The sequence below is a fragment of the Methylocaldum sp. GT1BB genome (assembly GCF_051027545.1).
Lineage (GTDB): Bacteria > Pseudomonadota > Gammaproteobacteria > Methylococcales > Methylococcaceae > Methylocaldum.
Genome location: NZ_CP194902.1, coordinates 4,114,114 through 4,134,631 on the forward strand (window position 1 = coordinate 4,114,114; position 20,518 = coordinate 4,134,631).

Genomic DNA, 20,518 nt, shown 5'->3' on the forward strand with positions numbered 1-20,518 from the left:
CCAAGGATAGGAGTAACGCATGAAAACCAAACTGTTGTCCCTCGCATTCGCGGTCGCAGCGGTCAGCTTGCTGATCAGTCACGGGGCACAAGCCGAAACAGCCCCCGCCGAAGCTACCGGGCAAGACGCACTCGCCCTGTTTCGCGCCAGTACCCGCATAGACAGGCGGGATTTCGTCAAGCAGTCGATGAATCTGAGCGAAGAACAAGGCAAGAAGTTTTGGAGCCTGTACCACCAATACGAAGCCGACTTGATGAAGCTGAACGACAAACGCTTAGCCGTGATCAAGGATTATGCGGATACCTTTGAAAACATGAGCGAGTCAAAGGCCGACGAACTCGTCAAGCGTTCCCTCGATTTTCGCAAAGCGCGGATTGCGCTGCTCGATAAGTACTACGGCAAAATCGCAAAAGCGACATCGAAGGCTGTCGGAGCACGGTTTCTACAAGTGGAAAGCGTCTTGCAGGGAGCCGGGGACGTGGTTGTCGGTTCCTCAATCCCCTTGATGCCGAAAGAGCGCTAGCGCATTTTCCGCCGCGGCGTAGCGCCCGGTAGATCGGCAATCCTTTGCCGACCTACCGGGTCTACGAGGGGCTTGGTCGGCAAAGGTTTGCCGCACTACAACCCTTGGAAGCGCCACGCCGAACCGGAAAATGCTCAAGAGGCTTAGGACAGGTTGGATGCGCTCCATGAAAGGTATGAGCGAAGACGAATTTCGTATGGACTACACTGCCGCCCAGCCGTTTTCCGAGGCGTTCGGCATCGGCTTGACCGGTTTCGATTGCGATCTGCTACGCTCGATCAGTGATTCGACGCACGGTTCGGCGTCAAAAGCAGTTCAGAAGGAGCCGGCCTCTCCGTCTAAGTACATTCCGCAAATATTTGCGGAATCTCGACAGATTGGCTTGATTGGCGGGGTTGTCCTGCAGGTTGCCTATGCCGCAAGACTTCCCTGAATGTACTTAGAGCCTATCCCAGTAGGAACAAAAGCGTGATGAGCGACCTCTAATGCCGAAATTTCGAGTCAAGAGGGGCTCTTATGGGACTGGTGACGAAAGATGATGGCTGGCGCATTCCGGATGAGCTGTGGGAACGGATGGAACCGCTCTTGCCGCCGCGTAAACCGCATCCGCTCGGGTGCCATAACCCGCGGGTGCCGGACCGACAGGCGATGAATGCGATCTTGTTTGTGCTCCGGACCGGGTGTCAGTGGAATGCGCTGAACGCCACCGGGATTTGCTCCAGCAGTTCGGCCCATCGCCGCTTTGTCGAGTGGACCGAAGCCGGGGTGTTCCAGGCGTTCTGGCGCGAAGGACTGCTGACTTATGATGCGTTGAAGGGCTTGGACTGGTCGTGGTTGGCCATGGATGGGGCCATGACGAAAGCGCCGTTGGCGGGTTCAAAAAAACGGGACCGAATCCGACCGACCGGGGCAAACAAGGTGCGAAGCGAAGCCTGTTAACCGATGGCGCGGGCCTGCCGCTGAGTGTGGTGATTGCCGGCGCCAATCGGCACGACCTGAAGCTGGCGCGGTCCACCTTGGCGGCCATCGGCGTCCCGCGCCCTGTACCCACGCCGGAGCAGCCGCAAGGCTTGTGCCTGGACAAAGGCTATGACTATGACGAGGTGAGGGACTTGGCCAAGGCCTTTCAGTTTACCGCTCACATTCGAGCGCGCGGTGAGGAGGCCGAAGCGATCAAGAAGGAAGCCGGTTTCAAGGCGCGGCGCTGGGTGGTCGAACGGACCCACAGCTGGCTCAACCGATTCCGCCGGATTTTGATCCGCTGGGAAAAACGAACCGACACCTATCTTGCCATGCTGCACTTGGCCTGCGGCATCATTACTTGGCGGGCAACGGGTCTACTGGGATAGGCTCTTAGAAGCCGTAATGGGAACGCGGCTACCTCGAGCTCCGGAGGTGGGAGGGTGTGAAGGGCTGCCGCAGGAGGCGGTGTAGGTGTTCAACCAGCAGGTGAAGGATCTCAAGGACGAGAAGATCGCAGGGAGGAGCGATGATGGACCGAGTTTCGTCTTGGCATGGGGCCAGGTGCGCCCTGTTTGTTGTAGTTACGGTCGCGCTGGCAGGCTGTGCTGGCGACCGGCTGAACGCGGAGTTGGGCCGCGCCATTACGTTTGGGCAGGTAACCAGCCTCGGTGACCCCAGATTCTCACGGGGGAACGCCAAAAAAGGCCTGTGGCACCCGCTCGATTTCCTGTGGGAAGCGAAACCGGGTCTCTATTTTCTGGGAGCCTACCGCCCCGAAAAGACACCGGTTCTGTTCGTGCACGGCATCAACGGCACGCCCGTGGACTTTGCTTATCTGATCGAGCACATGGATCACAATCGGTACCAACCCTGGGTTTTTTACTACCCGTCCGGCGCCCGCCTCGACACAGTCGGCTTCTATCTCGACCAGATGGTGCGACGGCTGAAGGCCCGCCATCCCGTTCGCAAGCTGTTCGTCGTGGCACACAGCATGGGAGGACTGGTGGCAAGGAGTTTCATCCTGCAGCATGCCGAGACCCGATGGGATCATCTCGTTTCGGTATTTGTTTCCATCGCTTCCCCGTGGGACGGCCACCCTGCCGCCTGGTGGGGAGTGGATTATGCACCTAGGCCCATTAGTGTTTGGTACGACATGGCACCGGGGAGTGAATTCTTGACCCGGCTTTTCTATCGGAACGTGAATGAGAAATCCGAACGCCGTATGCTTCCCGTCGACTCGGCTTACCACCTTATTTTCGGATTTCTGCCTACGGAATCCGACGATGGTGCGATCAGCCTGAGCAGCCAGTTGCGCTGGGAAGCTCAAGAGGAAGCAGTGCATTGCTACGGAGTTTCGGAATCACATGTGAACATCCTCAAAAGCCCCCGAACATCGAAACTGCTCAATCGAATTTTGGCGAACTCGGAATTCAATTCGCCTTAAGGAAGTTCTGAACAAGCGGACTCCGTTCATGCCCCTTCGACAGGCTCAGGAGAGCGTTCGACAAGCCGGTCCTGAGCCGAGCCGAAGGGCTCACCACGAACGGAATCAATACGTTACCGTTCGTCCTGAGCCTGTCGAAGGACTTATTCAGAGATTCCTTAAGTCGTAGCCAGGCGTGATGCGGAAGGCTATTTGATTGGCATGGCGTTGTCGGAAAATACATTGTTTGCGGCTCCCATAAGTGGATGCGGCATGAGAATTATCCTGTGTTGGATGACGGCAGCCCTGCTCCTGCGTTCGGCCACCGCCATGGCCGACGGGGACCTAGGCCATAAGATCCTCGGGGCAGTGGGGCTTGACGCCGGTACTCAGCCCGATGAAGGCGTGTACGTGGGGGACCGGTTCATTTATTTCTCCGCCGATCAGCTGAGAAATCGACGAGGTGGTCTGGTTCCGGTGAAAGGCCTCGATATAGATGCTCACGCGAATGTGTTGGGCGTCTCCGCGACACTCAAGCCCGAAGGAGCACCATACCTGAGCGCAGCGCTCGCGGTTCCGGTCGCATGGGTATCGACGAAAGCCGATGTACCATCCGCCGACATTGATCGGTTTGGTCTCGGGGACATTTTCGTCGAGCCGCTGAAGCTCGGATGGCGTCTGCCACACCTGGACACCGTGGCGTCCTACAGTTTCTATGCGCCAACCGGTCAGGCCGACCGCAAAGGGCTCGGACGGTCACAATGGTCACAGCAATTCTCGTTGGGCGGAACGCTTTTTTTCGATGACGAGCGAGCTTTTAGACTGTCCGTCCTCGCGAGTTACAACCTCTATCACCAGAAGATCGGAATCGACGTCACCCGAGGCGATACCGTGCAAATACAGGGGGGACTTGGAGGGAGATGGTTTCAAGTTTTGGATGCCGGCATCGTGGGCTATGGTCTCTGGCAGGTCGCCGATGATCGCGGGTCTGATCTTCCGCTGGCACTCCGCGGTGCACGCGAGCGCGTTTTTGGCCTCGGCCCCGAAATCGGTATCACGATACCGGCGCTTCGGGCGCGGCTTACAGCACGGTATGAATGGGATTTCGGTGCCAAGTCGCGACCCGAGGGACAGGTTCTGGTGGTGGGTCTATCGTTCCTCGCCTGGCGTCCGCCGTGACACGATCAGCGCAGCATGGGAACAAGTACCCGAAACCGATCCGGACCGGCACGTTGGATGCCAAGAGCGATTTCGATTCGGATGTAAGGACCAGCTTCAAACGATGGATGTGCGAGTGGGCATTAGAGCGTTTTCATCTCGCTCGTACCGCAAAACGGGCTTGGCGGAAGTCGTTGCCGCCTTAGGCTCGGGTGCATTGATTCAAGCATTTGTAGGTCGGCAATCCTTTGCCGACGAACCCATTGGCCCAACTGCACCGTCGGGAAGGGCGGCTTCGGCGCTCCCGGCCAGGCCCTTCCCCGGATGACCGTTTGCGATTGGAAGGTCGCGACTAAAGCGACGTTTGCGATTGGAAGGGACCGACTAAAGGTCCGTTTGCGATTGGAAGGGGCCGATTAAAGGCCCGTTTGCGATTGGGAAGGGATTCCCGACCTACTCGCGAGTGCCCGTACAGCAGGTATGAAATGGTCTAACCCGCGACTCCGGCGCTCGATCGCGGGCTAAAGCCCGCTCCCACGACTGTCCGCCATTTCCGAAAACGCTCCAATTCATCATTTCCCCTGAATGGTTTCCGGCTGTGGCGGCCGCGAGTTTGCGCCGCCGCCCAAGGCTTTGTACACCGCGATCAGATTCGTGGAAGCCCCCGCTTCGGACCGGGCCAGCTCGATTTCGGCGACATAAAGAGCGCGCTGAGCATCCAGGACGTCCAAAAACGAGATGACGCCGACGTTATAGCGTAACTGGGACAACCGAACCGATTCGCGCAGGTCCGCCACCGAACGTGCCAAGGTCTGCCGCCGCGCCTCCTCCTTGAGGTACCGGGTCAGCGCGGTTTCCGTTTCCCGAAGCGCTTCGAGCACCGCCTTTTCAAAGGCGAAATAGGCTTCTTGTTGCTGCGCTTCGGCCAAATCGATACCGGCACGGATGCGTCCGAAGTTGAGCAGCGGCTGCAAAAGATTGGCGCCTGTACTGTAGGAGAAAGCCGCCGATTTAAACAGGTTTTCGATGTCGGTATTACGCAGCCCTAAAAAAGCCGATAGCGAGATTTTCGGAAACAGCTCCGCGATCGCGGCGCCTTGCATGGCAGTGGCGGAGGCCAGTTGGCGTTCGGCGATGCGGAGATCGGGGCGATGGCGGATCGTCTCCGCAGGGGAAGCCAGGATCGCCCGCCCCGGTGCCACGGGGACGGCCCCACCCTCGTTCAACTCGGCCGCCAGGGAACCAGGCTGCTGCCCCACCAGCAGTTCCAGTTGCCGAAGAACGGCAGTCAACTCTCCCTCCAGGGCGGGAATCTGCGCCTCGGTGGTCTCGGTCTGAGCCCGTGCCCGCACCACGTCATGCCGTGTCCCCACGCCTTCGTCGAACAGCCGCTTCGTCAGCTTCAGCGTATGGCGCTGCGCATCGAGATTGGCGCGGGTGATGCCGAGCTGGTTTTGCAGGCTGCGGTATTCGATATAGCTGCGCGCCAGGTCGGCCGTCAGCGTCACCAGAGCTTGGGCGTGTTGCTCCTGCGCCGCCTCCAGGTCGGCGGATGCCGCTTCCAGCCGCCGCCGCTGACGGCCGAATAGATCGATTTCCCACAGAGCGTCGAACCCCAGCTCGAATAAGTTGTAACGGATACCGGGCGCAAGGCCGGGGAAGGGATTGTCGGCGCGCTGGGCGCCCGCCGCGGCATCGACGGTCGGGAACAATTCCGCGCGGGTGCCGCGTCGTTCGGCCCTGGCCTGGCCGATGCGGGCCAGCGCCATCTTGAGGTCCAGGTTGCCCCCCAAGGCCTGTTCCATCAAACGGCTCAGCCGCGCATCGTCGAAGCTCTTCCACCAGGTTTTCAAAGTCTCCGGGTCGATCAGCTTCAGATCGGCGGTCGCCTCCTTTCCGGCCTGCCAGCGATCCGGGACGGCCGGCACGGGTTTCCGGTAATCGGGTCCGACGGTACATCCGGCCAAGCCGATCAGCACGCATAGCCAGCCCAGCTTAGGCGTCATAACCATGTCCCTTGAGGAACAGCGAAACGGCGGCCTCGATAAGGTGTTCCTTTTCGGCCTCGCTCAAGCCCGGCTGCAAACCCAAAAGGCAGCGTAAATGTTCATCGCCTTGCAGCATTCCTAATAGCGATCGGCTCGATCTGTTCACATCGAGGATTTGCAAAGCGGCGCGCCCGCGCAGTTCGCCGAGATAAACCGAGAGCCGTTGCAATATCGGCTCCGGGCCGGAGCGGTATACCAGCTCGCCCAGTTCCGGAAAATGCTGCTGCTCGGCGATGATCAGGCGATAGAGATTTAAGGCCTCGTTGGAATAGATGAGATCGACGAAAGCGCCGGCGATGGCTTTCAGGCCGGCTGCCGGACCGAGCGACTCGGTCTGAGCACGGGAAAGGGTGCTCAGCAAGGCTTCGCATTGTTCGCCGATCACGGCGGCGAACAGTTCCTGTTTGCTGTGAAAATGACTGTAGAGCGTCGGCTTCGATACCGGCGCGGCCTCGGCGATGGCTTCCATGCTGGCTCCGCTGTAACCGCTTGCGAGAAACGTGCGCTTGGCCGCATCTAGTATGGCCTGTCGTTTTGGATTGGGGATTGTAGTCATGATCCTGCTCGGACGAATTGCTTTGAAGTGGAACCGGCGACTAGACTAAACTACACCGTGTAGTACAGCAATCGAAGCCCATGCGCCTCCCCTCGTCAAAAACCATCCTCGTCCTCCTGACACTCATCGTTTCGACTGCGGCCGGCATCGTGTATTGGCTCGAGGCGATCCATCCGTTCGAGACTACCGACAACACCTATCTCAAGGCGCACATCAGCCTGATCAGTCCCAAAGAGACGGGCTACGTCAAGGAAGTCTTGTTCCAGGACAACCAGAAGGTGATGCCGGGCGATCTTCTCGTCGTGATCGACGACCACGACTTCCGCGCCAGGGTTGCCCAGGCGGAAGCCCAAGTCATGGTGGAAACGGCTCGCATCCAGACCCTGGAAACCGACATGCGCGCACAGAGCGCCAAGATCCGTCAGGAAGAAGCCAACATCGCCGCCGCTGAAGCCGACCTGGAACGGACCGGAAAGGACTTGAAGCGATTCGGCCATTTGGCGGCGGACGGCGCGGTGTCGGCCCAAACCCGCGATGTTGCCGAAGCCGCCTATAAGCAGGCCGCCGCGCAACGGGAGAAATACCGTTCGTCACGGCTGGAAGCGGAAAGCCAGTTGGCCTCCCTGGACGCCCAGATCGGCGAAACCCGGGCCAGATTGCAGGCGGCTCAAGCCGCGCTGGACCTGGCCCGTATCGATCTTGCCAACACCCATATTACGGCGCCTTTCGCCGGAATCATCGGCAATCGCAGCGTGCAGGTCGGCCAGCTCGTGAAGCCCGGCACCGTACTCGGCTATCTGGTTCCGGTCGACGGGCTCTTCGTGGAAGCCAACTTCAAGGAAACCCAAATCGGACACATGCAACCGGGGCAACCGGTGGACATCCAAGTCGATGCCTACCCCGACATTCGGTTCGAAGGGACGGTGGATAGTTTCGCGCCGGCTTCCGGGTCGGAATTCAGCCTGCTGCCGTCGGAAAACGCCACCGGCAACTTCACCAAGATCGTTAGGCGCATACCGGTAAAAATTCTGTTCCGGCCCGGCACCGACCTGAGCCGGCTGAGGCCGGGCCTTTCCACCGTGGTCAAGGTCAAAGTGCGCTAGCGCTTGCCCCGTCAGGCACGGCCGGAATTTACCGCACCGGCGTCCTGAGTTCGAGCGCAGGGCTCCAGCGCGGATTGCGTCCCGCGGCCGAGTATGCGCCGCGGAACCGGCCATTCCAGCGGCATTCCGGGAAGCCTGGGCCTCGGGTTCTGATGCTTGATCTGCAGGTTGTAGCCGATCGTGTTCATGATGAGATTGTTTTCGATCAGGCCGCCCCAAAAAGGATGATTCCCATCCGAATTTCCGAAGTACATGCCGGTCCCGGCACCGATCACGATATTGCGGCGAACCTGCCAGTCCCAAGCCTGGCATTTCGATGAGATCGCGACCAACTGCTGATGTCGCCCGAGATTGTGGATGAGCAAATCTTCCAGGACGATGTGATGGGCGAAATTTCCCGAAGCCTGAACGCCGTTGACCATCACTCCCCTTCCGTCGATTTCCAGATTGCGAAGCGTGATATAGCTGGAGTCGTGTAGCACGACGGTGTCTTGGCCGGGCCTCGCCAGAAATATCGGGCGCCCTCCGATCCCTGCCAACGTGATCGGCTTTCCGGGTCTCCCGTTGCGCCCATCGATGAAAATTCCCTGCCGATAAACGCCCGGGCTGAAAAGCAAAATATCTCCGGGTTTTAGGCGGGAAATCTGCCGCTTATAGTTATCCGGATCGGCGCGCATCTCCTCCGCAGAAGGAGCGGCGCTCGAAAATGCCAAAATTGCAACGGCAAAAAGTAGGAAAACTGATCGAAACATGGACTGCTCGGTGTGACACGGACTTCATGTTGTGCTTTGAAAGCGCTCCTACCCGCGGAGTGCGGACGGCGTGCCTATCCGTCACTGTCCCGCGCCGCCGAGCCTGAAAACGTGCGTGCTGCCGCCGGGGAAGTCGTGTACTTCATCCTTGAATGCCAGGCGGATCGGCGCGATACCGGGCTCGCGTCCGTGCACGGTTAGAGCGTCGCGGGTCAGATGCAAATCGAGCGTGTGGCCTCGATAGCGGATGCGCAGGTCGAGGCGCGCCAATTGGTCGGGCAATTGCTGAGGACATCGCCCCCGAACACGCGGCCGGCGATATCGGTCCGCAGCCGGTTATAACCGGCAAAAGGGTGATGATGGGGCCGGCAGTGCTCATCTCGGCACTCGAATGCCGATCTCAGTGTTCTGCGGACTCGTCGGCCTTCGTTCGGTGCACGGTGCCGTCGGGATGCTCGGGCGGGCTGTAGCGCGTGTACAGCCCGAGCGGCTGGTCGGATGAGGTATTGATCACGTTCTGTTCGACGCCCGCCGGAATCACCACCGCCACGCCATCGCTCAACGGGTGCTCCTCGCCGTTTAGCACGGCCACGCCGGGTCCCGATTCGATGCGCATGAACTGGTCGTGCCCCGCGTGCGTCTCGAGCCCGATTTCCTCGCCCGGCTGGAGCGTCATCAGCACCAGTTGCGTATTCGACCGGTGTAGAGCACGCGCCGGTAGCCCTGGTTTGCGAGCGTATCCTGCTCGATATTGGTTACGTATCCGATCATCAGATTCCTCCACGAATGTTTGCAACGAGACGACGCTTCAATGAGAGGTCAGGCCACACCGCGGCCGAATGATTGAGCGGCGCGGTCCGAATTGGCGCTGGGCCGATCGGGTCAGCGAAGCGTACCCTTTTGCGGCGGTCTGCCGATTTGCGTGGTTCGCTGCGACCTTATCGCTTCGGCACGATCTTCCACAGTTCGCCGTTGCTCTCGTCGGTGACGACATACAATTCCCCGGCCGGACCCTGCCGTACGTCGCGCACGCGCTGGCGCCGGTCGGCCAGGAGATGCTCTTCGCCTTTCACCCGGTCGTTCACGAGGACGACGCGCACCAGCCGCTCGTCCTTGAGGTTGCCGGTAAAAAGACTGCCGCGCCACGCCGGAAAGGCATCGCCCGTGTAGAACTGCGCGCCGGACGGCGCGATCACCGGGTCCCAGTAATAGACGGGTTGCTCGAAACCGGGACGGGCCGTCACCGCGCCGGGGATCGGCTCGCCCGAGTATTCCTCGCCGTAGGCTACCAGCGGCCAGCCGTAGTTCTTGCCCTTGACGATCAGGTTCAGCTCGTCGCCGCCCTTAGCGCCGTGCTCGACCACCCAGAACCGTCCTTCCGGATCGAAGGCCGTGGCCTGGATGTTGCGATGGCCTAGCGTCCAGATCTCGGGCAGCGCGTTGGGCTGGCCGACGAAGGGATTGTCCTTCGGCGCCGAGCCGTCCGGGTTGATCCGTAGGACCTTGCCCAGATGGCTGTCGAGCTGCTGCGCGTACTTGCGCGTCTCCGCATCCCAGCGTTCGCCGGTCGTCACGTACAGCATGCCGTCCGGACCGAAGGCGAGCCGCGAACCGTAGTGCTTGTCGCCGTCGTAGGTCGGCAGCGCCCGAAAGATCACCCGAACCTGGTCCAGGCTCCGCCGGTCGGGGGACAGCACGCCGCGGGCAACGGTGGTGCCGTTGCCGCCGCGCCGCGGTTCGGAGTAACTCCAGTAGATCGTCCGGTCGGCCGCGAAGTTCGGGCTCAGCGCGACGTCGAGCAATCCCCCCTGGCCGCGCGCGTCGACCGCCGGCACGCCGGCGATCGGCTGCCCCAGTTCGCCCTTGGCCGAGACGATCCGCATGCGGCCGGGCTTTTCCGTGACCAGCAAGTCGCCGCCGGGAAGCGGTTCCACGGCCCACGGTTTCTCCAGTCCTTTCATGAGCACGACGACGTCGAAAGCGACATTCGATTCGATCGCGCAAGCTCGGGTCTGGCCGGGAAACGCCGGGCGCTGGTCCGGCACGTTGGGCGGGCGTGTCTCGATCGGCGGACAGGCGCCCGCCCCGCCGGACGTCTGCGCCCCGCCGCTGCCCGCCGCGGCAGCCAAAGCGATCATCGAGATGAATGCGGTGCGGAAAGTCTGCATGGATCGGCCCTCCTTTGCCGGATGATTTCATTCTTGAGACCGGCGAGACAATAAGAAGTGCGCCGTTCCACCGGTGCGTTCGCCGGTCGCTATGCGCCCCTAACCACCGGCCAGAGCCAGACCGACCAGAACCGCGCATTCGGTGAGTTCTATCGTCGCTCCGGCGGTGTCCCCGGTAGTTCCGCCGACGCGCCGGATCATCGACAGCCGCAGCCAGCAAAACAAGGCGCCGGTTGCAAGCAAAGGCCAGGTACCGCGTACGCCGACAGCCAGCAGGATGCCGGCGAGGGTCGCGGACAACACCAGTGTGCCGCCCCGGCGCGGCAGATGCCGCGCCAGCTCGGAACCGAGACCGCCGGGGCGCACATAGGGCGTGCTGAGAAACAGCAGCAGCGGCGCGGCGCGACCCAGCACCGGCGCCAGCGCGAGGGCTGTCCAGTCGTGCCGGGCCATGACGGGTTCCAGCGCGGCAGCCTTGAGGAGAAGAACCAGCACCACCACGACCACGGCGACCGGGCCGCTGCGCGGGTCCTTCATGATCGCGAGGGTGCGCTCCCGGTCGCCGAAGCCCCCAGCCCAGGCGTCGGCGCTATCCGCGAGTCCATCCAGATGCAGGGCTCCGGTCAAGGCCACCCACACCGTCAGCACGATCGCCGCAGGCAACCAACCGCCGACCCCGGTCAAGAACTGGGCCAATACCGCGAGCGTCAGCCCCAGACCCAAGCCGACCAAGGGATAAAACAGCAGCGAACGGCCCAGCGCCGCGCCATCCGGCGGCGCATCCAGACGCACCGGCAGCCGGGTCAGGAACTGAAGAGCGATCAAAAGGGGTCTGAGCTCGCTCATGGACGCACCTCCTCGCAACGCTGCCCGCTCCCGCAGAGGCTATGCAGCGAGGCGTGCGGCACGTCGATTTCGAGCAAACGGGCGAGCGGCCATTGCCGCGCATGACAGAGCATCACGCGGATCACGCCGCCATGGGTGACGAGCAGCAGACGGCGACCCAGGTTGTGCGGCGTCAGCCGGTCCCGAAGCGCATCGAGCGTCCGCTCCCGGAATGCCTCCACCGACTCCGCACCGGGCGGCGGGTGCCGGAGGGGATCGCCGAGAAAACGGGTCAGCGCAAGCGGTGCCGTGGCCATCAGCTCGGCATAGCTGCGCCCCTCCCAGTCGCCGAAATGGATCTCCCTGAGCCGTTCGTCGATTGCCAGGGGAACCCTCAGTTTTAAAGCCAAGCTTTCCGCAAACGCGGCGCAGCGCGACAAGGGCGACGTGACGATCTCATCCCAGGGTCCCGCGTTTGCCACGGCGCATTCCATCTGCCGGATACCCTCGTCGGTGAGCGGATCGTCCAGGCTGCCGCGAAACCGCGTGCCCCCCACGGTTTCGCCGTGGCGCAGAAGGTCGATGTGGACCATTCGTCTCTCTTTGGACATTGACATCTACAACAGCCGTCACCCCGGCAGGGAAGGGTGGCTTCGGTGCTCCAATCGCAAACGGTCATCCCAGGAGCGCTGGGATGACCCTTCCAATCGCAAACGGCCTGGCCGGGAGCGCCGGCCACGCCCTTCCCGAAGACACCGTTTGCGATTGGACTGCCGGGGTCCAGTGTACATGGAAGGGTGGCTCCGGCGCTCCCGGAGACACCGTTTTGCGATTGGAGGGACTGACCAAATCAAACGCCAGATCTCGCCATTCCGGATTTTGCTGCTCTATGAGCCGCAGCTTTGTGCGCCGATCCCATTTCTTGAGCTGCTTTTCCCGCAAAAAGGCCGTTTCCGTCGTCTCGTGGACTTCGTACCAAACCAGGTCATGAATACCGTAACGTTTGGTGAATCCACCCATTGTTTCCTGACGATGTTCGAAAACGCACTTGATCAGATTGGAGGTGACACCGATATAAAGCGTGCCGTTAAGACCGCTAGCAAGCATATACACACAAGGAAGTTTCTCCATATGCTCAACCTAACACATCCTTGTGACCTAGATTCCGGCAATCCCTGCCGGAATGACGGCGTTAGGACTCGCATATGTGCCAAGCCGTGCCGGCTCAGACGCTGCGGTTAGCGTGATTCCGTCAATCTCTGTATTTATTGTCATACCTTTCCCGCAATCCCCGCCTCTTCGAAAGTCACCATACCCGAGTGCAGGGCGCAGGCCAGCCGCAGCAAGGGCAGCGCTGCGGCGGCTCCGCTGCCTTCGCCGAGGCGCATTCCCAAATCAAGCAAGGGCTTCCCGTCCAGGGCCGTCAGAATCCGTTTATGCCCCGGTTCCGCCGAAGTGTGGGCGTAGAGAAACCAGCCGGCGGCTCCCGGACACAGCCGTTCCGCCGTCAAAGCCGCCGCAGTGCAGATGAATCCGTCCACCAGCACCGGCAGACCTTGCTGCGCGCAGGCGACGAAGGCCCCGGCGAGGGCGGCGATTTCGAAACCGCCGAGCCGGCGCAAGGCCTCCAGCGGATTGCCCAGATACGGACCATGCAGAGCGAGCGCCCGGCGAATCACCTCGGCTTTGTGCCGCACGCCTTCCGTGCCCAGACCCGCACCGGGACCAGCCAGCGATTCGGCCGTCTCGCCGAGCAAGGCCGAGGCCAGTGCGGCGGCGGCGGTGGTGTTGCCTATGCCCATCTCGCCGCCGATGAAGATTTGGGCTCCGGCCGAGCGGGCGCGCTCGGCGGCATCACGGCCCGTACGGAGAGCCTGTGCCAACTGGCGTTCGGTCATGGCCGGTCCGCGCACGAAATTCGCGGTGCCCGGCCCGAGACGGAGGTCCAGCACGCCGGTTACGGGACCCGCATTCTCGACCGTGCCCATGTCGATCAACTCCAGATCCGCGCCGAGCGTGCGGGCGAGCACGCTCACCGCCGCGCCGCCCTGTGCGAACTGGCGCACCATGGCCGCCGTGACCGACTGGGGAAAGGCCGATATGCCCTCCTCCGCCACGCCGTGATCCCCGGCGAACAGGACGATGCGCACCCGGTCGGCGGAAGGCTTGGACGTTCTCTGCCAGGCGGCGAGCCGGATCGCCAGCGCTTCTAGCCGTCCCAGCGCGCCCGGCGGCTTGATGAGCATCGACTGACGTTCCGCGGCCATGCGCGCGGCTTCCTCGTCGGGTTGAGCCACCGGTCCTTTCAGCCATGCAATGTCCCCGGTCACAGTTTTTCCCCCTTCAACACCCATGGAAGACCCGCCACGGTCAGAATCACCCGGTCGCAGACACCCGCCAATGCCTGATGCAACAGGCCGGCCTCGTCGCAATAGCGGCGGCTCAGTTCCCCCGGCGGCAGCACGCCCATATTGGTTTCGTTGCCGATCAGAATGATGTGTCCCGGAAGACCGGGCAGCACTTCGATCAAAGCGTCCCGCTCGCGTGCAAGCCTCGCCGCCTCGGTCTCGCACAAGAGCTGGGTCAGCCATAGGGTGAGACAATCGACGATCAGGCAGCGCCCTTCCGCCGCGCGGGCGCGCAAGGCTACGGCCAATTCCAGCGGCTCTTCGACCAGGTCCCAATCGGGCGGGCGCCGCCGCCGATGGTCTTCCACCCGTTGCCGCATGCCCTCGTCGCCGACTCGTGCCGTAGCGATATAGGTCACGGCCAGGCCGCTGTCCACCGCCCGCTTTTCCGCCAATCGGCTTTTCCCGGAGCGAACCCCGCCCAGAATCAATTCCTTCACGCGTATACTCCCTGCCGGTTCAGGTCCAACATCCGATCGATCGCATTCATGTCCAGGTGGGCGCCTACGGCATCCGCCAGACGGTCGATTTCCGCTTCCCGAATAGCGGCGTAATCCGGGGTTTCCGGCTCGGCCAGCCCGGCCCAGCGGAGAATGGCATCGGTCGCGGCGTTCGACTCGAACAATCCATGCAGATAGGTCCCCATGATCTGCCCGTCCTCCGAGCACGCGCCGTCGTTTCTGTCCGTCAGCCGGGCGAAAGGGCGTTCCAGCGCCGGTCCTTTCGTCACGCCGGCATGAATTTCGTAACCCGTCACCGGCGCGTTCTCCAGCGTCAATTCGCCTCGTACGTTGCGGAGCTGCTTTTCCGGCTCCAGCACCGTGCTCAGGTCCAGCCAGCCGAACCCGGCACGGGAACCTGCCTCGCCTTCCAGGCCCAAAGGATCGTGAATCTCTTGTCCGAGCATTTGAAAACCGCCGCAAATGCCGAGCAGTTTACCGCCATAGCGCAGATGGCGCCGAAGATAAGCCTCCCAGCCGGTTGTACGCAGGAACGATAGGTCGGCGCGCACGCTCTTGGAGCCGGGCAGGATCACGAGGTCCGCGGGAGGCGGCGCCTCGCTCGGATATACGAAGCGAAGGTCGACCTGCATATGCAGGCGCAGCGGATCGAAATCGGTGTGGTTGCTGATCCGCGGCGTGACCGGAACGACCACCCGCAGAGCCCCGGCGCTCGCGCCTCTCTGTCCGGATTCGATCGCATCTTCCGCCTCCAGATGCAGACCGTGGAGATAAGGCAGTACGCCCAAAACCGGCTTGCCGGTCTCCCGCTCCAGCCAGTCCAGCCCCGGTTGCAGCAGAGCGATGTCGCCGCGGAAGCGGTTGATGACGAAGCCGGCCACCCGTGCCCGTTCGCTTTCCGACAAGAGCGCAAGAGTGCCGACCAGATGGGCGAACACGCCACCCCGGTCGATGTCGGCGATCAGAATCACCGGGCAGTCCACGGCTTCCGCGAAACCCATGTTCGCGATGTCGCCTTCCCGCAGATTGATTTCCGCCGGCGAGCCCGCGCCTTCCGCGACGATGGCATCGAACCGGGCCGCGAGCCTTCCGTGGGACTCCATCACCGCGCGGCGGGCGATGCGCTTGTAGGCGTGGTAGTCCTGAGCGTCCAGATTGCCGATGGCCCTGCCCTGGACGATGACCTGAGCGCCCGTGTCGGTATTGGGTTTCAGGAGCACCGGGTTCATGTCGGTGTGAGGTTCCAATCCAGCCGCCCGAGCCTGTACCGCCTGGGCGCGGCCTATCTCGCCTCCGTCCTCGGTGACGGCGCTGTTCAGCGCCATATTCTGCGGCTTGAACGGCGCGACTCTCACGCCGCGCCTGGCCAACAAGCGGCACAGGGCGGCGACCAGCGTGCTCTTGCCGGCGTCGGACGTGGTGCCCTGAACCATCAGCGTTCGGGCCGTCATAGATCCACCTCCAGGCCGGCCAGCACCGCCGCGTACACTGCCCGCGCCAGCCTGCCGCCCCACACCGAACGCGGTCCGGCGAAGGATTCCGCCGGGCCGTCCGACCGACAGAGCACGCACACCGCGTCGGTGGCCGTGCCGGTCCCCGGCACGCGCGCCTGCCACAGCGCCTGCGCCTTGGCTTCGGCCGCCGTGGCGACGGCATTGACCAGGGCGGCCTCGCTCAAGCGAACCGGCAATTGCACAACCAGGTTGATGGTACCCGGCCGGTAATCGCCCGACGGCGTATCGGCCGCCGCCCATATCGGCTGAGCGATGCCCACGGTGGTGTCGGCGGCGACCTCGCCATCGCTCGCTCGCCGATAGCCGCGCACATCGCAGGCGGTGAGCAATCCGGCACCGGAGCCGGCAAGGCCGCAGGCGGCGGCGATCTCGGCCACGTGGGCGGCGGGATCGGTCCGGCGGTAATCGGATGGCACTTGCGCGTTCAGTATCCACCCCACAACCGATAAGCCGCCGCCGGACACCGCCGAGGAAATCGCCTGTCGGTGCGAGCCGAAGCGCCAAATCAGGCAGGGCAGCGGTCGGCCGCCGTAACGGTGTTGCCCCAGCGTCGGGTGCACGGCCAGGCAAGCAGGACACGCCTGGCGGCGTGTTTCCTCGCTCATTCGATTCATCTCGCGAGCAAGGCCATCGCCAGGCGCTCCGAGGCCGAGGCGCTCCCCGGCAGCCCCAAACGCAAGCCCGGAGGATTGGCGAACCGCCGGGTCAGAATGCCTTGCCGGGCCAACGCCTCCTGACGTCGAGCCGCTTTGACACCGGGACACCATTGAAACAAGGCGCAGCCGCCGGCGGACTTGAGGCCGCCGGCGGCCAACAGATCCGCCAGCTGGCGGGCGTTTTCGGGCAACCGTTGCCGGGCGGCTTCCTGCCAGCGGCTATCCGCCAACGCCTCCCGAGCCACCCAGCGCGAGGGTCCGGCCACCGCCCACGGACCGAGCAGAGCCGCCAAGCGTTCGAGCAGCTCCGGTTCCGCCAGCACGAAGCCCACCCGGATGCCGGCCAGTCCGAAGAATTTGCCCAGGGAACGCAGCACGATGAGCCCCGGGCGCGGACAGTAGGCGGCGAGACTGAATTCGGGCGTAGGGTCCATGTAGGCTTCGTCCACCACCAGCCAGCCGCCGCGCGCTGCAAGCCTCTCCTGCCAGGCCAGAAGTATTTCCGGCGCGAAACGATGGCCGGTCGGATTATTGGGATTGATCGCCACCAGCACGTCCCAGGGCGTGGAACCGGGACCGCGGGCGATGGTTTCCGGCGCAACCCCGACCACCTTGTGGCCGGCGCGGCGCCAGGCATGGGCGTGTTCGGCATAACCGGGGTGGATGACGCCCACCCGCTTAGCATGGAGCAGCGCCGGCAGCGCCTGAATCGCCGCCTGGGAGCCCGCCACGGGAAAAATGCTGTCGCAGCCATAATAGGCCGAAGCGGCCCTCTCCAGTCCGTCATCGTCTTCCGGAAGGCGCACCCAAACCTCGGCCGGAACCGCGGGCACGGGCCACCCGGCGGGATTGACGCCGGTGGATAGGTCCAACCAGTCGGACAAGGGAATACCATACCGCCTAGCCGCGGCACGCAAACGACCGCCGTGTTCAAGCACCGAACAATCCTCCCGTAAAAAACAAGGCCAGCCACAGCCGTGCTCCGCGCCGGACCAGGGCCACGGCATGGGGAATGTCCGCCGCGCCGGGCGGATATCCGTATCCCAAGGCTGGCCGTGCATGCCACTCGCCACGATAACGGGCAGGCCCGCCGAGCGCGAGCCGCAAAGCCCCCGCGCCCGACGCCATCACCGGCCCGGCGTTGGGGCTGTCCCATCCACCGGCCTGCGTGCGCCAGCAATACAAAGCCTGCCGAGCATCGCCCAAGAGTGCATAGGTCAGCGCCGCCAGCCTCGCCGGAACATAATTCAGCGCATCGTCCAGCCGCGCCGCCGCCCAGCCGAAGTAAAAAAAGCGTTCGCTCTTGTAGCCCCACATGGCATCCAGGGTATTCGCCAGCCGGTACAGCACCGCGCCGGGCGCGCCGGCCAGAGCGAACCAGAACAGCGCGCCGAACACCGCGTCGTTGCCATTCTCCAGCACAGATTCGACGGCGGCCCGCGCGACATCGCCGGATTTCATGTCGCCGGTGTCGCGGCTCACCATATACCCCACCCTACGCCGCGCCTCGGCCAAATCGCCGGCCGCGAGCGCATCCTGCACAGCCCCCGCGTGTTCGCCGAGACTCCTGAGGCCCAATGCCGCGTACAGCGCCAAAACGCCGAACGCGGCGCCGAATATGGGAATGGATTCCAGCCAGGCTGCAAACACTGTGAACGGAGCCGTCAGCAGCAAAACCGCAATAACGCCCAAAAATCGTGCACGGATTCCCTGCCGTCCGAGCGAGGAATTCCACCGGGCTTCCAGCGCTTCCGCCAACCGCCCGAAACCCACCAGGGGGTGAAAACGGCGGGGTTCGCCCAAGAGCCCATCCAGCAGCACGGCGGCCACGGCCAGGATCGCGGTCATGCCCGATTCTCCGCCCAGCGCCGGACGATGCCGGCCAGTTGGTCCAGCCCGTCGGTCAATGCCGCGGGACCGGGCTGAAGGATATCGCTGGATTTGATTTCGTGGAGTTCCCCGTCGCGCATTGCGGGAATTGTCTCCCAGCCGGCGCGTGCAGCGACTTGCTCCGGCCGGAACTTCTTCCCGCACCAGGAGCCGACGATGATGTCCGGCGCGCGCCGGACCACCTCGTGCGGGTCTTGGATGATGCGGCTGCCGGCGAGAGGCTGGGCGGCGAATTCGGCGAAGACGTTCTCTCCGCCGGCCAGCGCGATGAGTTCGGACACCCAAAGAATGCCGGAGATCAGAGGCTGGTCCCATTCCTCGAAATAGACTCTGGGGCGGACCGGCAGCGACTCGGCGCCACGGCGTACGGTTTCCATATGCGCGCTAAGGCTATCGATCAAGGCCCGCGCCTTGTCCTCACCCCCCACCAGTGCGCCCAGCGTGCGGATCATGGCGAGAATCCCGTCCACCGAACGGTGGTTGAACACGTGCACCGTTACGCCCGCCTTGATCAGGTCGCGGGCGATATCCGCCTGCAGATTGGAAAAACCCAGCACCAAATCGGGTTGCAAATCCAAGATCTTGTCGATTTTGGCGCTGGTGAAGGCGGAGACCTTGAGCTTTTCCTTGCGCGCTCGCGGCGGCCGCACGGTAAATCCGGAAATGCCGACGATGCGGTGTTCCTCGCCCAATAAATAGAGCGTCTCCGTGGTTTCCTCGGTCAGGCAGACGATGCGTTCCGGCAGCAGTTTCGGATTCATGACGCAAAAAGAGCCGCCACGGCGGCGGGATTCGATGGAAAGTAAAGATGCAAAAAGGAAGCCATCAAGCGCCTGTCCAGGTAAACGGCTTCGGGCTGGCCGTGGCCCTTCGCGGCAAAGGTGTTGGCGAAGGGCGCGAGATCCACCTCCGCCCGGGCATGATGAAAGGTATGACCGCGCAGGCTACCTTCAGGCAGCTCCAGCCCGTGCAGCCCCAGATTGGCCAGCCGCGTCTGCATGACGGAGCGGCCGGGCAGCAGCCCTGCCATCTCGGCCTGATGCCCTTGGGAATCGGCAAGCGTTTCCAGGAGATACAAAAGGCCCCCGCATTCGGCGAGGATGGGCTTGCCCGCCGAATGGTGGCTGCGCAGCGCTTCCTTCATGGCCCGGTTGGCGGCCAGCCGGTCGAGGTGCAGTTCCGGGTAGCCGCCCGGCAGCCAGACGGCATCGGCTTCGGGCAAAGCGCTATCCGCCAGCGGCGAAAAGAACGCCAGGTTCGCGCCCAGGGCGCGCAAGGTATCGAGATTGGCCGGATAGAGAAAGCAGAAGGCGGCATCGCGCGCCACCGCGATCGTCACGCCTGCCAGCGGGCCGATCGGAACTTCGGATTCGATCGACAAGAACTCCACCGGCGGCGGCAATTCGGCCAGCGGCGTACCTTCCAGCGCATCGGCCACGGCGTCGATACGGGCTTCGAGGTCGGCGATTTCTTCCGCAGGGTGGAGGCCCAGATGGCGCTCCGGCAACGCGAAATCCGCCTCGCGCGGCAAGGCCCCGCGCCAGACGGCAGGATCGGGCAAGCCGGCGCGGAGCAATTCCGCATGTCCCGCGCTGCCGACCCGGTTGGCCAAAACTCCGGTAAACGGCAGATCCTTGTTAAACGTGGAAAGACCGTGGGCGACAGCCGCGAAGGTTTGGGCCATCGCGGAAGCATCGATCACCGCCAGGACGGGAATGCCGAACAAAACCGCGAGATCGGCGCTGGAGGGCGTGCCGTCGTAAAGCCCCATCACGCCTTCGACCAGGATCAGATCGGCATCGCCGGCCGCTTCGTGCAATAGGCGGCGGCAATGAGATTCGCCGCACATCCATAGGTCGAGGTTATAAACCGGCGCGCCGCTTGCCTTCTCCAACACCATCGGGTCGAGGAAGTCGGGCCCGGTCTTGAACACCCGTACCCTTCGGCCCTGGCGGGCGTACAGCCGGGCGAGACCCGCCGTGACGGTGGTCTTGCCCTGGCCCGAGGCGGGCGCGGAGATCAAGAGAGCGGGACAGCGGCTCATGGCTTAGAGGGTGTGTGAGAAGCTAC

The 20,518-nt window shown here is 63.1% G+C and carries 21 protein-coding genes and 2 pseudogenes; 6 read left to right on the plus strand and 17 right to left on the minus strand.

Features of this window, described 5'->3' with window-relative positions; translation table 11 throughout:
- Positions 1–19 precede the first annotated feature (19 nt).
- The 5 genes and pseudogenes from ACR2TX_RS19650 to ACR2TX_RS19670 all read left to right on the plus strand — a co-directional run bounded on the left by ACR2TX_RS19650 (position 20) and on the right by ACR2TX_RS19670 (position 4,088).
- A complete protein-coding gene (locus ACR2TX_RS19650) occupies positions 20–523 on the plus strand; it encodes a hypothetical protein (protein ID WP_086132985.1) in 504 nt (167 codons plus the stop codon).
- A 166-nt stretch (positions 524–689) separates the two neighbouring features.
- The gene (locus ACR2TX_RS19655) at positions 690–956 is read left to right on the plus strand and encodes a hypothetical protein (protein ID WP_139840980.1); all 267 of its coding nucleotides are present in this window, start codon (positions 690–692) and stop codon (positions 954–956) included.
- 140 nt (positions 957–1,096) lie between these two features.
- Positions 1,097–1,872: pseudogene (locus ACR2TX_RS19660) on the plus strand (IS5 family transposase).
- 140 nt (positions 1,873–2,012) lie between these two features.
- Positions 2,013–2,930 carry an alpha/beta fold hydrolase gene (locus tag ACR2TX_RS19665; RefSeq protein WP_086132987.1) on the plus strand — a complete coding sequence of 306 codons (918 nt, stop codon included), beginning with the start codon at positions 2,013–2,015 and terminating at the stop codon, positions 2,928–2,930.
- Positions 2,931–3,182: 252 nt separating this feature from the next.
- Positions 3,183–4,088 carry a SphA family protein gene (locus ACR2TX_RS19670; protein ID WP_168183701.1) on the plus strand — a complete coding sequence of 302 codons (906 nt, stop codon included), beginning with the start codon at positions 3,183–3,185 and terminating at the stop codon, positions 4,086–4,088.
- 551 nt (positions 4,089–4,639) lie between these two features.
- Here the strand turns inward: ACR2TX_RS19670 and ACR2TX_RS19675 are convergent.
- Together ACR2TX_RS19675 and ACR2TX_RS19680 are read right to left on the minus strand one after the other, a co-directional pair.
- On the minus strand, positions 4,640–6,073 hold the full coding sequence (locus tag ACR2TX_RS19675) for an efflux transporter outer membrane subunit (RefSeq protein ID WP_434130568.1): 1,434 nt from the start codon (positions 6,071–6,073) through the stop codon (positions 4,640–4,642).
- The gene (locus tag ACR2TX_RS19680) at positions 6,063–6,671 is read right to left on the minus strand and encodes a TetR/AcrR family transcriptional regulator (protein WP_077731361.1); all 609 of its coding nucleotides are present in this window, start codon (positions 6,669–6,671) and stop codon (positions 6,063–6,065) included. The genes ACR2TX_RS19675 and ACR2TX_RS19680 overlap by 11 nt, the downstream gene beginning before the upstream one ends.
- Before the next feature lie 80 nt (positions 6,672–6,751).
- Between ACR2TX_RS19680 and ACR2TX_RS19685 the strand changes: the two genes are divergently transcribed.
- Positions 6,752–7,774 carry an HlyD family secretion protein gene (locus ACR2TX_RS19685; protein WP_086132990.1) on the plus strand — a complete coding sequence of 341 codons (1,023 nt, stop codon included), beginning with the start codon at positions 6,752–6,754 and terminating at the stop codon, positions 7,772–7,774.
- An 11-nt stretch (positions 7,775–7,785) separates the two neighbouring features.
- On the opposite strand, the gene ACR2TX_RS19690 is transcribed toward ACR2TX_RS19685, so the two are convergent.
- The 15 genes and pseudogenes from ACR2TX_RS19690 to ACR2TX_RS19760 form a co-directional block, all read right to left on the minus strand.
- Positions 7,786–8,526, minus strand: coding sequence for a hypothetical protein (locus ACR2TX_RS19690; RefSeq protein ID WP_156881889.1), 741 nt, complete (start codon positions 8,524–8,526; stop codon positions 7,786–7,788).
- An 81-nt stretch (positions 8,527–8,607) separates the two neighbouring features.
- Positions 8,608–8,808, minus strand: a complete 201-nt coding sequence (locus ACR2TX_RS19695; protein WP_086132992.1) for a glycosyl hydrolase family 65 protein — start codon at positions 8,806–8,808, stop codon at positions 8,608–8,610.
- Between the two features lie 118 nt (positions 8,809–8,926).
- A pseudogene (locus ACR2TX_RS19700) lies at positions 8,927–9,297 on the minus strand (cupin domain-containing protein).
- Between the two features lie 167 nt (positions 9,298–9,464).
- Positions 9,465–10,694, minus strand: coding sequence for a PQQ-dependent sugar dehydrogenase (locus tag ACR2TX_RS19705; RefSeq protein ID WP_434130569.1), 1,230 nt, complete (start codon positions 10,692–10,694; stop codon positions 9,465–9,467).
- 99 nt (positions 10,695–10,793) lie between these two features.
- Positions 10,794–11,540, minus strand: a complete 747-nt coding sequence (locus ACR2TX_RS19710; RefSeq protein ID WP_434130570.1) for an adenosylcobinamide-GDP ribazoletransferase — start codon at positions 11,538–11,540, stop codon at positions 10,794–10,796.
- Positions 11,537–12,112, minus strand: a complete 576-nt coding sequence (locus ACR2TX_RS19715; protein ID WP_156881887.1) for an alpha-ribazole phosphatase family protein — start codon at positions 12,110–12,112, stop codon at positions 11,537–11,539. The genes ACR2TX_RS19710 and ACR2TX_RS19715 overlap by 4 nt, the downstream gene beginning before the upstream one ends.
- A gap of 82 nt (positions 12,113–12,194) precedes the next feature.
- The gene (locus ACR2TX_RS19720) at positions 12,195–12,626 is read right to left on the minus strand and encodes a GIY-YIG nuclease family protein (RefSeq protein ID WP_434132517.1); all 432 of its coding nucleotides are present in this window, start codon (positions 12,624–12,626) and stop codon (positions 12,195–12,197) included.
- A 164-nt stretch (positions 12,627–12,790) separates the two neighbouring features.
- Positions 12,791–13,849, minus strand: coding sequence for a nicotinate-nucleotide--dimethylbenzimidazole phosphoribosyltransferase (cobT, locus tag ACR2TX_RS19725; RefSeq protein ID WP_434130571.1), 1,059 nt, complete (start codon positions 13,847–13,849; stop codon positions 12,791–12,793).
- Positions 13,846–14,367 carry a bifunctional adenosylcobinamide kinase/adenosylcobinamide-phosphate guanylyltransferase gene (cobU, locus tag ACR2TX_RS19730; protein WP_434130572.1) on the minus strand — a complete coding sequence of 174 codons (522 nt, stop codon included), beginning with the start codon at positions 14,365–14,367 and terminating at the stop codon, positions 13,846–13,848. The genes cobT and cobU overlap by 4 nt, the downstream gene beginning before the upstream one ends.
- Positions 14,364–15,839, minus strand: a complete 1,476-nt coding sequence (locus tag ACR2TX_RS19735) for a cobyric acid synthase (protein WP_434130573.1) — start codon at positions 15,837–15,839, stop codon at positions 14,364–14,366. The genes cobU and ACR2TX_RS19735 overlap by 4 nt, the downstream gene beginning before the upstream one ends.
- Entirely contained in the window at positions 15,836–16,516 is a 681-nt protein-coding gene (locus ACR2TX_RS19740) for an adenosylcobinamide amidohydrolase (RefSeq protein ID WP_434130574.1), read from the minus strand. The genes ACR2TX_RS19735 and ACR2TX_RS19740 overlap by 4 nt, the downstream gene beginning before the upstream one ends.
- A complete protein-coding gene (gene cobD, locus ACR2TX_RS19745; protein ID WP_434130575.1) occupies positions 16,513–17,496 on the minus strand; it encodes a threonine-phosphate decarboxylase CobD in 984 nt (327 codons plus the stop codon). The genes ACR2TX_RS19740 and cobD overlap by 4 nt, the downstream gene beginning before the upstream one ends.
- A complete protein-coding gene (cbiB, locus tag ACR2TX_RS19750; protein WP_434130576.1) occupies positions 17,489–18,406 on the minus strand; it encodes an adenosylcobinamide-phosphate synthase CbiB in 918 nt (305 codons plus the stop codon). The genes cobD and cbiB overlap by 8 nt, the downstream gene beginning before the upstream one ends.
- Positions 18,403–19,209 (minus strand): cobalamin-binding protein, encoded by an 807-nt coding sequence (locus ACR2TX_RS19755; protein WP_434130577.1) that lies wholly within the window; start codon positions 19,207–19,209, stop codon positions 18,403–18,405. Before ACR2TX_RS19755 ends, cbiB begins: the two co-directional genes overlap by 4 nt.
- Positions 19,206–20,492 carry a cobyrinate a,c-diamide synthase gene (locus ACR2TX_RS19760; RefSeq protein WP_434130578.1) on the minus strand — a complete coding sequence of 429 codons (1,287 nt, stop codon included), beginning with the start codon at positions 20,490–20,492 and terminating at the stop codon, positions 19,206–19,208. The genes ACR2TX_RS19755 and ACR2TX_RS19760 overlap by 4 nt, the downstream gene beginning before the upstream one ends.
- Positions 20,493–20,518 lie beyond the last annotated feature (26 nt).

Bases quoted from the DNA above. Each gene is read 5' to 3' on its own strand.
- ACR2TX_RS19650 (WP_086132985.1), top strand. From the start codon at position 20: ATGAAAACCAAACTGTTGTCCCTCGCATTCGCGGTCGCAGCGGTCAGC.
- ACR2TX_RS19655 (WP_139840980.1), top strand. From the start codon at position 690: ATGAAAGGTATGAGCGAAGACGAATTTCGTATGGACTACACTGCCGCC.
- ACR2TX_RS19665 (WP_086132987.1), top strand. From the start codon at position 2,013: ATGATGGACCGAGTTTCGTCTTGGCATGGGGCCAGGTGCGCCCTGTTT.
- ACR2TX_RS19670 (WP_168183701.1), top strand. From the start codon at position 3,183: ATGAGAATTATCCTGTGTTGGATGACGGCAGCCCTGCTCCTGCGTTCG.
- ACR2TX_RS19675 (WP_434130568.1), bottom strand. From the start codon at position 6,073: ATGACGCCTAAGCTGGGCTGGCTATGCGTGCTGATCGGCTTGGCCGGA.
- ACR2TX_RS19680 (WP_077731361.1), bottom strand. From the start codon at position 6,671: ATGACTACAATCCCCAATCCAAAACGACAGGCCATACTAGATGCGGCC.
- ACR2TX_RS19685 (WP_086132990.1), top strand. From the start codon at position 6,752: ATGCGCCTCCCCTCGTCAAAAACCATCCTCGTCCTCCTGACACTCATC.
- ACR2TX_RS19690 (WP_156881889.1), bottom strand. From the start codon at position 8,526: ATGTTTCGATCAGTTTTCCTACTTTTTGCCGTTGCAATTTTGGCATTT.
- ACR2TX_RS19705 (WP_434130569.1), bottom strand. From the start codon at position 10,694: ATGCAGACTTTCCGCACCGCATTCATCTCGATGATCGCTTTGGCTGCC.
- ACR2TX_RS19710 (WP_434130570.1), bottom strand. From the start codon at position 11,540: ATGAGCGAGCTCAGACCCCTTTTGATCGCTCTTCAGTTCCTGACCCGG.
- ACR2TX_RS19715 (WP_156881887.1), bottom strand. From the start codon at position 12,112: ATGGTCCACATCGACCTTCTGCGCCACGGCGAAACCGTGGGGGGCACG.
- ACR2TX_RS19720 (WP_434132517.1), bottom strand. From the start codon at position 12,626: ATGCTTGCTAGCGGTCTTAACGGCACGCTTTATATCGGTGTCACCTCC.
- ACR2TX_RS19735 (WP_434130573.1), bottom strand. From the start codon at position 15,839: ATGACGGCCCGAACGCTGATGGTTCAGGGCACCACGTCCGACGCCGGC.
- ACR2TX_RS19740 (WP_434130574.1), bottom strand. From the start codon at position 16,516: ATGAATCGAATGAGCGAGGAAACACGCCGCCAGGCGTGTCCTGCTTGC.
- cbiB (WP_434130576.1), bottom strand. From the start codon at position 18,406: ATGACCGCGATCCTGGCCGTGGCCGCCGTGCTGCTGGATGGGCTCTTG.
- ACR2TX_RS19755 (WP_434130577.1), bottom strand. From the start codon at position 19,209: ATGAATCCGAAACTGCTGCCGGAACGCATCGTCTGCCTGACCGAGGAA.
- ACR2TX_RS19760 (WP_434130578.1), bottom strand. From the start codon at position 20,492: ATGAGCCGCTGTCCCGCTCTCTTGATCTCCGCGCCCGCCTCGGGCCAG.